The organism is Methylobacterium sp. TK31, from assembly GCF_055361545.1.
The window spans coordinates 926122-939598 of the sequence record NZ_CM143964.1; the positions used below are offsets into that span (position 1 = coordinate 926122).

Below are 13477 nucleotides of genomic sequence, written 5' to 3' on the forward strand. Positions count from 1 at the left end.
AGGCAACCACACACCGCTGAAGACCCGCTTGCGAAACTGCTGCGTATTTGAGCGATCCGTCGCGACCCGGCGCCACAAGCTTGACCCTGCCCGCTCCGAGCCCCACCTCGGCGTCGAGGCGACCGGGCGGAGCCCGGGCGCACAGCCCGGAGACCGCGATGATCGATCTATATTATTGGCCGACCCCGAACGGCCATAAGGTCACGATGTTCCTCGAGGAGGCGGGGCTCGACTACACCCTGAAGCCCGTGAACATCGGCAAGGGCGACCAGTTCAAGCCGGACTTCCTGGCGATCGCCCCGAACAACCGCATGCCGGCGATCGTCGACCATGCCCCGGCCGGCGGCGGCGCTCCGGTCTCGCTGTTCGAATCCGGTGCGATCCTGCTCTATCTCGCCGAGAAGACCGGGCGCTTCATCGCCCGCGACGTGGCCGGCCGCGCCGAGGCGCTGCAGTGGCTGTTCTGGCAGATGGGCGGCCTCGGCCCCATGCTCGGCCAGAACCACCACTTCGCCCAGTACGCGCCGGAAAAGGTGCCCTACGCCATCGACCGCTACGTCAAGGAGACGAACCGGCTCTACGGCGTCCTCGACCGGCGCCTCGCCGACCGGCCGTACGTCGCCGGTGCCGACTACTCGATCGCCGACATGGCCTCCTATCCCTGGATCGTGCCCTACGAGAAGCAGGGCCAGCGCCTCGAGGACTTTCCGAACCTCCAGCGCTGGTTCCACGCCATCGCCGAGCGCGCGGGCACGAAGGCCGCCTATGCCCGCGCACCGGAGGTCAACCCGGATTTCGGGAAAACCATGAGCGAGGAGGCCAAGAAGGTCATGTTCGGCCAGACCGCGGCGACGCGGGGCTGACGCGCCCTCAGCGTCTCAGGGTGTCGAGCGGCACCGGGGCGGCGTGCGGGCGGGTCGCCAGCATGCCGTCGATCAGGGCCAGCACCTCGGCCCGGCCGCAATTGGCGGCCGGCTCGAAGGGCGTCCAGGTCTGGGTGAAGTCGAGCTGGGCGAAGACGTCTCGGTAGCGCCGCAGCTCGTTCGTGGTCAGCGGCACCCCGCGCACGAAGGCCTTGTGGGCCGAGATGGTCAGCGCCCGCCGGAAATCCTGCGGGTCGAGCTCGAACTTCAGGGCGTCGCCGCAGAACAGGATCTTGCGCGCGCGATCGAACAGCACCGCGTGGCCGTCGAAATGCCCGGCGGTGCGGTGGAGCTCAAGGCCGGGGAGGGGCTCTAGGAAGTCGTCGTAGGGCCAGGAGACCTGCAGCGCCGCGCTCCAGGTGAAGTCGGCGGCGGGCAAGCAGAGTTCCGGGTCGAAGCGGTCCTGCAGCTGCACCAGCGCGCCGTAGGCATGCGGATGCGAGGAGGACAGCACCTGCATCCCGCCGAGCCCCGCGATGTGCTGGAGGGCGGCCTCGCTGAAGACCGGGCAGGCCTCGAAGCCCATGTTCCCGGACGGCGTCTGGACCAGGTAGGCGCTCGGGCCGATGCCCGAGACGGGATCGTTCCAGAACCGCCAGATTCCGGGTTCCAGCTCCTCCCAGTGGCAGGGGAAGCGCGCCTGCGCCTCGCGCTCGGTCCAGAACTGCCAGCCCTTCTGGGGCACCACGTGGCGGGCGTCGAGGCACATCGGGCAGGCCGGCGGCCGCTCGAAATGGCGCTGCCAGAACCCGCAATTGTCACAGGTGTAGGCGGGCAGGTCGAGGGCGCCGGCGAAGGGCAGGTATCCGGGAGACACGAAGCGTTGCTCTCGTTGGCGGCGTCGGCCGCGGGTAGCCTCGGGCTGAGGCGTGCGCATATAGGCGCGAGGCGGAGAGAGGCCATACGGCTCCGCACCTGAACGCCACCGGAGGATCATGCCCGTCCCGAGCCTCGCCTTCGACCTGACCCGCCTGATCACCCGCTTGCGGCATGCCAGCCCGAGCGGCATCGACCGGGTCGATCTCGCCTATGCCCGCCACGTCCTGGCCCAGGACGGGGACCGCTTCGGGCTGGTCTCGACGGCGTTCGGCCCGCGGGTGCTGGGCCGGGCCGAGGCCCGCGCCATCGTCGAGGCCGTGGCGGCGGGCTGGGTCGAGGACCGCGACGCGACGCAGGACCCGGTCTACCGCCGGCTCGCCGCGACCCTCGGGTCGGACGCCGAGGCGGGCCTGCCGGCCGGCCTCGCGAAGCGCGGCGGCAGCGGGGAAAGGCGGCGCATCCAGGCCCGGACCACGGCGACGGTCCTGCGCGCGCGCGGCCCCGAGATCCTGCCCCCCGGCACCGTCTACCTGCACACCTCGCACCTGCGCCTCGACAAGCCGGGGCGCTTCGACTGGCTCTACGACCGGCGCGACATCCGCCCCGTCTTCTTCGTCCACGACCTGATTCCCATCGACTATCCGGAATACGGCCGCCCCGGGGAGGCGGAGCGGCACCGGGTCCGGATGGAGACCGTCGCCCGCCACGCCGCGCACGTGCTCGTCAATTCCGGCGATGTCGGCGCGCGGTTCGCCCGCCATTGCGCGGCGCGGGGCCTGCCCGCCCGGCCCGTGACGGTGGCGCTCCTCGGGGTCGAGCCGGTGTTCCGGCCGGCGGGGGAGGGGCCGTCCTTCACGCCGAGGCGCCCGACCTTCGTCGCCTGCGGCACCATCGAGCCGCGCAAGAATCACCTGGCGCTGCTGCATCTCTGGCGGGATCTCGCCGAGCGGCACGGGCCGGACACGCCCCACCTCGTCCTCGTCGGCCGGCGCGGCTGGGAGGCGGAGAACATCATCGACATGCTGGAGCGCTGCCCCGCCATCCGCGCCCATGTGAGCGAGGTGGGCGGCCTGTCGAGCCACGGCCTGGCGGCCCTGCTGCGCTCGGCCACCGCCCTGCTGATGCCCTCCTTCGCGGAGGGCTACGGCCTGCCGGTGGTGGAGGCCGCCGCCTGCGGGCTTCCGGTGCTGGCCTCGGACCTGGCCGTCCACAGGGAGATCGGCGCCGGTTTCGCGCGCTTCCTGGATCCCCTCGACGGCCCGGGCTGGCGCCGGACGGTGGAGGATCTCTCCGCGCCGGCTTCGCCCCTGCGCGCCGACCTCGCGGCCCGGGTGGCGGAGGCCGCCCTGCCGAACTGGACGAATCACTTCGCCACGGTGGAGGAGACCCTGGGGCGGGTGATTTGCGGTCCTGATACCTGACGCATATGAACACTCGTCAGCGAGCGGCCGACCCGCCGGGGCGGTCCGAGATGGGAATGGGCGGATGAAGGTTGTCGACCTCGACCGGGATGCGATCAAGGCCGGCCTCGCCGACCGCTCGATGCTGGTGATCGACGTGCGCGAACCGCACGAGTTCGCACAGGGGCACATCCCCGGCGCGGTGCCGCACCCGCTCTCGACCTTCGACACCGGCGCCATCGCGGCGCTGATCGCCGAGGACGGCCGGCGCCCGGTCTTCTCCTGCATGTCGGGCGTGCGCTCGGTCCATGCGCTGGCGGCGGCGCAGAATGCCGGCCTGCCGATCGAGGCGCATTATGCCGGCGGGTTCAAGGACTGGGCCGGTTCGGGCGAACCGGTCGAAGTCTGAAGATGAACAGAACATGTGTGGCAACGCACGACACAATCCGGCCCGGACCTCTAGCTGGCGCAGCGTAGGGAATAATTAGATGCGCATGCGCTCCTTCTTCCGTTTTCTTCCGGCTCTCGGGCTGGCGGCCGCAGCGCTCGTCGCGCCGGCCCTCGTCTCCCCCGCCGAGGCCCAGGCCCCCGGCGGTCCTCCGCCGAAGGTCACCACCGCCAAGCCGGTGGTGCGCCAGATCGTCGAGACCGACACCTATACGGGCCGCTTCGACCCGGTCGACATCGTCGACGTCCGGGCCCGCGTCACCGGCTACCTCGACAAGGTCAACTTCACGGACGGCGCCACGGTGAAGAAGGGCGACCTGCTCTTCGTCATCGACCGGCGGCCCTACAAGGCGGCCCTCGACCAGGCCCAGGCGGCCCTGGTCTCGGCCAAGGCCCGGCTGAACTTCTCGCAGACCGACCTCGACCGCGCCCAGACCCTCAGCAAGTCCGGCAACATCTCCGAGCAGGTGACGGACCAGCGCCGCCAGGCCTCGCAGACCGCGCAGGCCGACGTCGACAGCGCCGACGCGCAGCTGCGCCAGGCCCAGCTGAACTACGACTTCACCGAGGTGAAGGCCCCGATCTCCGGCCGCATCAGCCGGCGCCTGGTCACCGAGGGCAACATCGTCATCACCGACCAGACCCTGCTGACGACGATCGTCTCCCTGGACCCGATCTATTTCGGATTCACCGTCGATGAGCGCTCGTTCCTGAAATACCAGGGCAGCCTCGGCATCGGCATGGGCGAGACGCAGAAGGGCAAGGGCGTCCCGATCATGATCGCGCTCACCGGCGAGGCGAAGCCGACCCGCAAGGGCACCCTCGACTTCGTGGACAACCGGGTCGACAACGCCACCGGCACGGTGCTGCTGCGCGCCACGGTGGAGAACCCCGACGGGTTCATCAAGCCCGGCCTGTTCGGCGTCGTCTCGCTGCCGGCCACCAAGCCGTTCCAGGGCATCCTGCTGCCCGACGAGGCGGTCTCGGCCAACCAGGACAAGCGCATCGTCTACATCGTCGCCGACGACGGCACGGTCGCCCTGCGCGAGGTCAAGCTCGGTCCGAAGGTCGACGGCTACCGGGTGATCCGCGAGGGCCTGAAGGGCGACGAGAACGTAGTGGTGAACGGCGTCAGCCGCGTACGCCCCGGCGCCAAGGTCGCGGCCGAAGCCTCGACCCTGCCGCCCAGCAAGACCTGATCGGGCGAGACCGACCCGGTCCCGACACGAGACATCCCCGGCCGGTCGCGGCCGGGACGCGACCCACAGACCGCTGACGAAGAAACGGTGCCGCCTCGAACCCGCCCCTGCGGGCCGCATGCGGCGAGAGGTTCAAGCGATGCGTTTTGCCCACTTCTTCGTCGATCGGCCGATCTTCGCGTCGGTCACGTCGATCGTCTTCCTCATCCTCGGCTACGTCGCCTACCTGTCGCTGCCCGTCGCGCAGTATCCCGAGATCGTGCCGCCGACCGTGACGGTGCGCGCGAGCTTCCCGGGCGCCAACGCCGAGACGGTGGCGGCCACCATCGCGACCCCGATCGAGCAGGAGGTCAACGGCGTCGACAACATGCTCTACATGACGTCGCTGTCCACCAACGACGGCAACATGCTGCTGACGGTGACCTTCAAGGTCGGCACCAACCTCGATATCGCCAACGTCCTCGTCCAGAACCGTCTCTCGGTGGCCCAGCCGCGCCTGCCGCCCGACGTGCGCAACCTCGGCGTCACCGTGCGCAAGGCCTCGCCGGACCTGATGCTGGTGGTGCACCTGCTGTCGCCGAAGAAGACCTATGACCAGAACTACCTCGCCAACTACATCTACCTGAACATCCGCGACGAACTCCTGCGCCTCGACGGCGTCGGCGACATCACGATCTTCGGCGGCAACGAGTACGCCGAGCGCGTCTGGCTCGACCCGAACAAGCTCGCGGCCTACGGGCTGACCACCTCCGACGTGATCACGGCCCTGTCCGAGCAGAACGTGCAAGTGGCGGCCGGCGCCCTGAACTCGCCGCCGGCCGCCACGGGGCAGGCCTTCCAGCTCATCGTGCAGTCGCAGGGCCGCTTCCAGAGTCCCGAGGAATTCGCCGACGTCATCGTCAAGGCCTCCGACGGACGTCTCGTCCGGGTGAAGGACATCGCCCGCGTCGAGATGGGCCAGAAGGACTACACCACCAACTCGTTCCTCAACGACACGCCCGCCATCGGCATCGGCGCCTTCCAGCGTCCCGGCACCAACGCCCTCGACGCCGCCGCATCGGTGCGCAAGGTGATGGACAACCTGAAGCAGAACTTCCCGCCCGACATCGAGTACCGCATCGCCTACAACCCGACCGAGTTCATCGAGGAGTCGATCCACGAGGTCTACAAGACGCTCTTCGAGGCCGTCGCCCTGGTGGTGATCGTGGTGCTGGTCTTCCTCCAGAGCTGGCGCACCGCCCTCATCCCGGTCATCGCGATCCCGGTCTCGCTCGTCGGCACCTTCGCAGCCATGTCGGCCTTCGGGTTCTCGCTCAACAACCTCACGCTGTTCGGGCTGGTGCTCGCCATCGGCATCGTGGTCGACGACGCCATCGTGGTGGTGGAGAACGTCGAGCGCAACATGGCCGAGGGCCTGTCCCCGGGCGACGCCGCGCACAAGACCATGGACGAGGTCGGCGGCGCCGTCATCGCCATCGCGCTCGTGCTCTCGGCGGTGTTCATTCCCACCGCCTTCATCCCCGGCATCACGGGCCAGTTCTACAAGCAGTTCGCGCTCACCATCGCGGCCTCGACCATCATCTCGATGTTCAACTCGTTGACGCTGTCGCCGGCGCTCTGCAAGCTGCTCCTCAAGCCCCACCACGAGCACGCCAAGCCGAAGTTCTTCCTCTTCCGCTTCGTCGCCTGGCTCGCGGACATGTTCAACAAGGGCTTCGACTGGCTCTCGAACACCTACGGCCGGATCATCTACGGCCTGACCAACTACGCGATCGGGCTGATCGCGATGCTGATCGTCTATGCGGGCGTGATCGCCGCTACGCTCCACCTCGCCCAGACCACGCCCACGGGCTTCATCCCCGACCAGGACCAGGGCTACCTCATCGGCGTGGTGCAGCTGCCCTCGGGCGCCTCCCTCGACCGCACCACCGAGGTGGTGAACCGGGCGGCGGCGGCGGCCCGCAAGATCGACGGCGTGACCAACACCGTCATCATCGCGGGCTTCGACGGCGCCACCTTCACCAACACCACCAATTCGGGCGTGATGTTCATCACCCTGGCGGGCGCCAAGGAGCGCGCGACCCACGGGCGGAGCGCGGCGGTGATCACCAACGATGTGATCAAGGCCACCTCCGACATCCAGGAAGCCCGCATCATCGTCATCCCGCCACCGCCGGTGCGCGGTCTCGGCCAGGGCGGCGGCTTCAAGATGCAGATCGAGAGCCGGCAGAGTTCGGCGATCGGCCCGCTGCTCGGCGCCGTCGGCGAGGTCCTGGGCAAGGCCAACCAGAGCAACGAGGTGCAGCGGGTGTTCACCACCTTCGGCAACGACACGCCGCAGCTCTATCTCGACATCGACCGCACGGTGGCGCGCATGCTCAATGTGCCGCTCGGCAACGTCTTCTCGACGGTTCAGACGGCGCTCGGCGGGGCCTACGTCAACGACTTCAACACCCTGGGCCGCATCTACCAGGTCCGCGTGCAGGGCGACGCCCCCTTCCGCGTCTCGAAGCAGGACATCGAGCAGTTGAAGGTCCGCTCCTCCACCGGCGCCCTGGTGCCGATGGGGACCCTGGCCACGATCCGCGAGATCACCGGCCCGCAGATCGTCCAGCGCTTCAACCTGTACTACTCGGTTCCGGTCCAGGGCACGTCGAAGCCCGGGATCTCCACCGGCCAGGCGCTGGATGCCATGGAGGCCCTTGCCAAGGACACCCTGCCGGACGGCTATTCCTACGACTGGACCGAGATCGCCTACCAGCAGAAGGCCGCGGGCAACACGGCGATCTACGTGTTCGCGCTCGGCGTGCTCCTCGTCTTCCTGGTGCTCGCGGCGCAGTACGAATCCTGGGCGCTGCCGCTGGCGATCCTGCTCGTGGTGCCCACGGGCGTGCTCGCGGCCCTGTTCGGGGTGCAGTTGCGGGGCCAGGACAACAACATCCTGACCCAGATCGGCCTGATCGTGCTCATCGGTCTCGCGGCCAAGAACGCCATCCTGATCGTAGAGTTCGCGCACCAGCTGGAGGAGACCGAGCGGAAGGGCCCCGTGGCCGCCGCCGTCGAGGCCTGCCGCCTGCGCCTGCGCCCGATCCTGATGACGGCCTTCGCCTTCATCCTCGGCACAGTGCCGCTGGTGATCGCCACCGGCCCCGGCGCCGAGATGCGCCAGGCGCTGGGCACCGCCGTGTGCTTCGGCATGATCGGCGCCACGGTGTTCGGCCTCTTCCTCACGCCGGTCTTCTACGTGGTGATCCGGAACTTCCTGATCTGGCTCGCCAAGAAGCGCGGCAAGGACCCGCACAACACCACGCCGGACAAGCACGACCCGCACGCGGCGCCCTCCCACGCTTGAGCCCGAACCGAGCCCGGATGCGGACCCCGCATCCGGGCTTCATGTTTTGGGGTTGCGCCCCGAAGACCGGAAAGCTAAAGACCCCTCACCCCGCGAGGGGCGTCGGAGCGTAGCGCAGCCCGGTTAGCGCACTAGTCTGGGGGACTAGGGGTCGGAGGTTCGAATCCTCTCGCTCCGACCATTCGGACTCATTGCCCCCCACAATGAGATTTCCAACATCCTGACCATCGATGACGGCGCGCGAAAGCGCCTGGGTGACCCTACGTCCGCGTGGGGCCGCGGCGCCCTCGTGCGTCGCGAAGGGCCGGCCGCGGCCGACCGGATCAACACGAAATCGTCAGTGACGGGCCTTGCCCGAAGGGACCGCCGTCACCGCTCCGCGCGCGGCCGCGCCGGCCGATTGACTCGCGGCTGAGCTTGGCCTTCTCACTGCGCCCGGTCGCGGGCGCCGACGGGGTCGAGACCCGGCGGCACCGCGCGCCCGCGGCAGTCCCGTCGCGGCAGCGGGAGCGGAGACCCAATCGAAAATTTGCCACGAATGGCGTCACACAAACGGGGCGCATCAGGGCTTAGACAGTCGCGCCCGGTGCCGTCGACCGGTCCGTTCTTCGAGCCGGTACGGTCTCGATTTGATGAAATCCGTATACACGAAGACATCCCGCCCTCGATCCTCGCCATCCGGATCGCCCGATCAGGTCGTGCACGCCTCCCGAGCACTGACGGCCTGAGATCCGGCGATCAACCTGAAAGCACGCCCGCGGCACATGACCGGGACACAGCGCACCTTCGCGACCATTCTCGCGCCTCTCGGACTGCTGATCTGCGTAGTCGTGGCCGCCAGTCTCTGGCCCGGCCCGGTCATGAGCGTCTTCACGGGATTGAGCACGGCGATTCGGGATCGCCTCGGGGCGGGCGAGGCCGAGACCGCCGCGGGCGGTGAGCCGCGCGAGGGCGGGCCGGCCCGGCTCTTCCGGCCGAGCCCGGCGCAGCGCGCCGCCCTCGACATCGTGCCCGTCGCGGCGGTGAACTTCCGGCCCGAAGGCATGGCGGAGGGCCGCATCGCCCTCAACGACGACGACAACGTCCCGGTCACCTCGCCCTATGCCGGCCGGGTGACCCGGGTGCTGGTGCGCGCCGGCGACGCGGTGAAGGCCGGCGACGTGCTCCTCACCCTCGAGGCCTCGGACATGGTCCAGGCCCAGAACGACTACCAGACCGCCCTCAACACCCTCGCCAAGGCCACCGCGCTGCTGAAGCTCGACCAGACCATCGCGGCGCGCCAGCAGGAGCTGTTCCAGGCCAAGGCCGTGGCGCTGAAGGACTACCAGTCGGCTCAGAACGACGTCATCGGGGCGCAGAGCGACCTGAAGACCGCCGAGGCCGGCCTCGAGGCGGTGAAGAACCGCCTGCGCCTCCTCGGCAAGACCGACGCGGAGATCGCGGCCTTCGAGAAGAAGGGCACCCTCAGCCCCGAGACCCAGATCCGGGCGCCCATCGCCGGCACCATCGTCCAGCGCAAGGTCGGCCTCGGCCAGTACCTCTCCACCTCCAGCGATCCGGTCTTCGTGATCGGCGACCTCTCCACGGTCTGGCTGGTCGCCAACGTGCGCGAGAGCGAGATCCCGCGCATCCGGATCGGCCAGGAGGTCGAGGCGACGGTGGCGGGCTTCGGCGACCGGATCTTCAAGGCGCGGGTCGACTACCTGTCCGCCAGCCTCGACCCGGCCACGCGCCGCCTCGCGGTGCGCAGCGAGGTCGAGAACCCCGATCAGGTCCTCAAGCCCGAGATGTTCGCGAGCTTCACGATCTTCACCGGGCCGGGGCAGACCGCGCCGGCCGTGCCCGCCGCCGCCATCGTGTACGAGGGCGCCCGCGCGCATGTCTGGATCGCGCGGCCCGACGGGGCCATCGAGGCCCGCGACGTCACCCTCGGCCTGACGGCCCGCGGCATGGTGCAGGTCACCGCCGGGGTCGCGGTCGGGGAGGCGATCGTCACGCGCGGGGCCGTGTTCATGGATCGGGCGACGAGCGGTGACAAGGCGTCCTGACCCGCCGGGCCTAAGGCCCCTTCCTCGTTCTCGTTCTCGGGCCGCGGCCGGAAATCCTCTGCGATGAACAGCCTGATCGTCTTCGCCCTGCGCCAGCGCGTGCTGGTCTGCCTGCTGTTCCTGATGATGCTGGCGCTCGGCTATGCCAGCTACACGCAGCTCAACATCGAGGCCTATCCCGACCCGGTGCCGCCGCTGGTCGACGTCATCACGCAGAATCCCGGGCAATCGGCCGACGAGATCGAGCGCTACATCACGATTCCCCTGGAGGTGCAGCTCGCCGGCATCCCCAACGCCACCGTGGTGCGCACCATCTCGCTGTTCGGCCTCTCGGACGTGAAGGTGCAGTTCACCTACGCCTTCACCTACCAGGAGGCGCTGCAGCGGGTGCTCAACCGCCTGTCGCAGCTGCCGCCCCTGCCGGGTGGCGCCCAGCCGCAGATCTCGCCGACCAGCCCCGTCGGCGAGATCATGCGCTACAAGGTGACGGGGCCGCCGGGCTACTCCTCCACCGATCTCAAGACGCTGCAGGACTGGGTGCTGCAGCGCCGGTTCAAGGCGATTCCGGGCGTCGTCGACGTGACGGCCTTCGGCGGCCGGACCAAGGAATACGAGATCGCCGTCGACCTGAACCGGCTCCAGGCGCAGGGCATGACCCTGGTCCAGCTCGTCTCCGCCCTCAACAATTCGAGCATCAATGTCGGCGGCCAGACCCTGAACGTGGGCGAGCAGTCGGCGGTGGTGCGCGGCATCGGCCTCATCCGCGACATGGACGACATCCGCGACACCATGCTGACCCAGGTCGGCGGCGTGCCGGTGCTGGTGCGCGACGTCGCCGAGGTGCGGGTCTCGCACGCGCCGCGCCTCGGGATCGTCGGGCACGATGGCGACGACGACATCGTCGAGGGCATCGTGCTGATGAGCCGCGACGGCGAGAGCCTGCCGACCCTGCGCCTCGTCAACGCCGAGATCGACAAGATCAACGCCAGCGGCATCCTGCCCCCGGACGTACGGGTGGAGCGGATCTACGACCGCAGCGGGCTCATCCACACCACCACCCACACGGTGATGCACAACCTCGTCTTCGGCGTGACGCTGGTCTTCGTGGTGCAGTGGCTGTTCCTCGGCTCCCTGCGCAGCGCGATCATCGTGGCGGCGACGATTCCCTTAGCGCTGGGCTTCGCCATCCTGATCCTCGTGCTGCGCGGCGACTCGGCCAACCTCCTCTCCCTCGGCGCCATCGATTTCGGCCTCATCGTCGACGCCACCGTGATCATGGTGGAGAACGTCTTCCGGCACCTCGCCGAACCGGAACACGGGGCGGGCCAGGCCCCGCCGGGCGGCCTGGCCGGGCGCCTCGGCACCATCGCCATCGCGGGCGCCGAGGTGAACCGGGCGATCTTCTTCTCGGCCACGATCATCATCGTGGGCTTCCTGCCGCTCTTCACGCTGACGGGCGTCGAGGGGCACATCTTCGGGCCGATGGCCAAGACCTACGCCTACGCGCTGCTCGGCGGCCTGATCGCCACCTTCACGGTCTCGCCGGCCCTCTCGGCCCTGATCCTGCCCAAGCACGTGGAGGAGCGCGACACCCTGATCGTGCGGCTCCTGCGCTTCGGCCACGTGCGGATCCTGCGCTTCGGCCTGCGCAACAAGGTGCTGTCGCTCCTCGTGGTCGTGGCGATGCTCGGCGTCTCGGGGCTCGCCGCCCGCAGCCTCGGCCTCGAATTCCTGCCCAAGCTCGAGGAGGGCAACCTCTACATCCGCGGCACCATGCCGGCCTCGATCTCCCTGGAGGCCGGCAACGCCTACGTGGAGCGGCTGCGCAAGATCATCGCCGAGGTGCCGGAGGTGGTCACCGTGCTCTCGCACCAGGGCCGCCCCGATGACGGGACGGACGCCACCGGATTCTTCAACGTCGAGATCCTGGCGCCCCTGAAGCCCTTCGACACCTGGCGCAAGGGCCTCGACAAGGAGACGCTCGTGCGCGACCTCTCGGCCCGGCTCGACGAGGCCTTCCCGGGGATCGAGTTCAACTTCTCCCAGTACATCGAGGACAACGTCCAGGAGGCGGCCTCCGGGGTGAAGGGCGAGAACTCGGTCAAGATCTACGGCAACGACCTCAACGACCTGACCAGGACCGCGGAGGCGATCAAGGCCACCCTGGCGAAGGTGCCCGGCATCGCGGATCTGGCGGTCTTCGCCTCCCTCGGACAGCCCACGGTGCGGATCGACATCGACCGGCGCAAGGCCGCCCGCTACGGCCTGTCGCCGGGCGACGTGAACACCACCGTCCAGGCGGCGATCGGCGGCCAGACCGCGGGCGACCTCTACGAGTACGGCTCGGACCGGCACTTCCCCATGCGGGTGCGCCTGGCGCCACAGTACCGCCGCAGCCTGGAGACCATCCGCAACATCACCGTCGGGGCGGCCAACCCGGCGGGCGGCGTGATCCAGGTCCCGCTCTCGGAGATCGCCACCGTCGAGCTCGTCTCCGGCGCGGCCTTCATCTACCGCGAGAACCAGGAGCGCTACATCCCGGTCAAGTTCTCGGTGCGCGGCCGCGATCTCGGCGGCGCGGTGCTGGAGGCGCAAGCCCGTATCGCCGAGGAGGTCACCCTGCCGCCCGGGTTCCACCTCGAATGGGTCGGCCAGTTCACCAACCTGCAGGATGCCGTGCAGCGCCTGACCATCGTGGTCCCGGTGACGATCGCGCTCATCGCCCTGCTGCTCTACGTCAACTTCAGCTCCGTCACCGACATGGTGCTGACGCTGAGCGTGATCCCGATGGCGATGATCGGCGGCATCTTCGCGCTGTTCCTGACGATGACGCCGTTCTCGATCTCGGCGGCGATCGGGTTCATCGCCCTGTTCGGCATCTCGACCATGGAGGGCGTGATCCTGCTCTCCTACTACAACCAGCTCATCGACGAAGGCTGGGCCCGAACCGAGGCGGTGTGGCACGCCGCCAACGTGCGCATGCGCCCCGTCATGATGACCTGTGTCGCCGCCTGCGTCGGCCTGCTCCCGGCGGCGATTTCCACCGGCATCGGCTCGCAGGTCCAGAAGCCGCTCGCCCTGGTGGTGGTCGGCGGCATCCTGCTCGCGCCGAATCTCATCCTCGTGGTGGTCCCGATCCTGATCGCCCTGTTCTCCCGGCGCGTTCCGGCCACGATCCCGACGGAGGCCGCCACCCGGGCGGCGGCCCAGGCGGAGCACGCGTGATGGGCCGATCACGGACCCGCGCGCGCGCCGCCGGCCGCGTTGACTTCGGCCCCGCCCCGGCGCC

Annotated in this window: 8 protein-coding genes and 1 tRNA gene; 8 read left to right on the top strand and 1 reads right to left on the bottom strand. The window is 69.1% G+C overall.

Annotated elements, in window-relative coordinates:
• The first annotated feature begins 158 nt into the window (after positions 1-158).
• A complete protein-coding gene (locus ACXJY8_RS04260; RefSeq protein WP_463776373.1) occupies positions 159-863 on the top strand; it encodes a glutathione S-transferase N-terminal domain-containing protein in 705 nt (234 codons plus the stop codon).
• Between the two features lie 7 nt (positions 864-870).
• On the opposite strand, the gene ACXJY8_RS04265 is transcribed toward ACXJY8_RS04260, so the two are convergent.
• Positions 871-1740, bottom strand: coding sequence for an MBL fold metallo-hydrolase (locus ACXJY8_RS04265; RefSeq protein WP_463776375.1), 870 nt, complete (start codon positions 1738-1740; stop codon positions 871-873).
• Between the two features lie 118 nt (positions 1741-1858).
• Here ACXJY8_RS04265 and ACXJY8_RS04270 point away from each other — a divergent pair, with 118 nt between their 5' ends.
• From ACXJY8_RS04270 to ACXJY8_RS04300, 7 genes are all read left to right on the top strand, one after another.
• A complete protein-coding gene (locus tag ACXJY8_RS04270) occupies positions 1859-3163 on the top strand; it encodes a glycosyltransferase family 4 protein (RefSeq protein WP_463776379.1) in 1305 nt (434 codons plus the stop codon).
• Between the two features lie 64 nt (positions 3164-3227).
• Entirely contained in the window at positions 3228-3551 is a 324-nt protein-coding gene (locus tag ACXJY8_RS04275) for a rhodanese-like domain-containing protein (RefSeq protein WP_463776383.1), read from the top strand.
• An 85-nt stretch (positions 3552-3636) separates the two neighbouring features.
• The gene (locus ACXJY8_RS04280) at positions 3637-4788 is read left to right on the top strand and encodes an efflux RND transporter periplasmic adaptor subunit (RefSeq protein ID WP_463780351.1); all 1152 of its coding nucleotides are present in this window, start codon (positions 3637-3639) and stop codon (positions 4786-4788) included.
• Between the two features lie 139 nt (positions 4789-4927).
• Positions 4928-8140 carry an efflux RND transporter permease subunit gene (locus ACXJY8_RS04285; RefSeq protein WP_463776386.1) on the top strand — a complete coding sequence of 1071 codons (3213 nt, stop codon included), beginning with the start codon at positions 4928-4930 and terminating at the stop codon, positions 8138-8140.
• A 103-nt stretch (positions 8141-8243) separates the two neighbouring features.
• Positions 8244-8321: transfer RNA gene (locus ACXJY8_RS04290), tRNA-Pro, on the top strand.
• A gap of 583 nt (positions 8322-8904) precedes the next feature.
• Positions 8905-10188 carry an efflux RND transporter periplasmic adaptor subunit gene (locus ACXJY8_RS04295; RefSeq protein ID WP_463776389.1) on the top strand — a complete coding sequence of 428 codons (1284 nt, stop codon included), beginning with the start codon at positions 8905-8907 and terminating at the stop codon, positions 10186-10188.
• A 63-nt stretch (positions 10189-10251) separates the two neighbouring features.
• Positions 10252-13413 (top strand): efflux RND transporter permease subunit, encoded by a 3162-nt coding sequence (locus ACXJY8_RS04300; protein WP_463776393.1) that lies wholly within the window; start codon positions 10252-10254, stop codon positions 13411-13413.
• Positions 13414-13477 lie beyond the last annotated feature (64 nt).

Coding starts and splice junctions, on each gene's coding strand:
- ACXJY8_RS04260 (WP_463776373.1), top strand. CDS start 159: ATGATCGATCTATATTATTGGCCGACCCCGAACGGCCATAAGGTCACG.
- ACXJY8_RS04270 (WP_463776379.1), top strand. CDS start 1,859: ATGCCCGTCCCGAGCCTCGCCTTCGACCTGACCCGCCTGATCACCCGC.
- ACXJY8_RS04275 (WP_463776383.1), top strand. CDS start 3,228: ATGAAGGTTGTCGACCTCGACCGGGATGCGATCAAGGCCGGCCTCGCC.
- ACXJY8_RS04280 (WP_463780351.1), top strand. CDS start 3,637: ATGCGCTCCTTCTTCCGTTTTCTTCCGGCTCTCGGGCTGGCGGCCGCA.
- ACXJY8_RS04285 (WP_463776386.1), top strand. CDS start 4,928: ATGCGTTTTGCCCACTTCTTCGTCGATCGGCCGATCTTCGCGTCGGTC.
- ACXJY8_RS04295 (WP_463776389.1), top strand. CDS start 8,905: ATGACCGGGACACAGCGCACCTTCGCGACCATTCTCGCGCCTCTCGGA.
- ACXJY8_RS04300 (WP_463776393.1), top strand. CDS start 10,252: ATGAACAGCCTGATCGTCTTCGCCCTGCGCCAGCGCGTGCTGGTCTGC.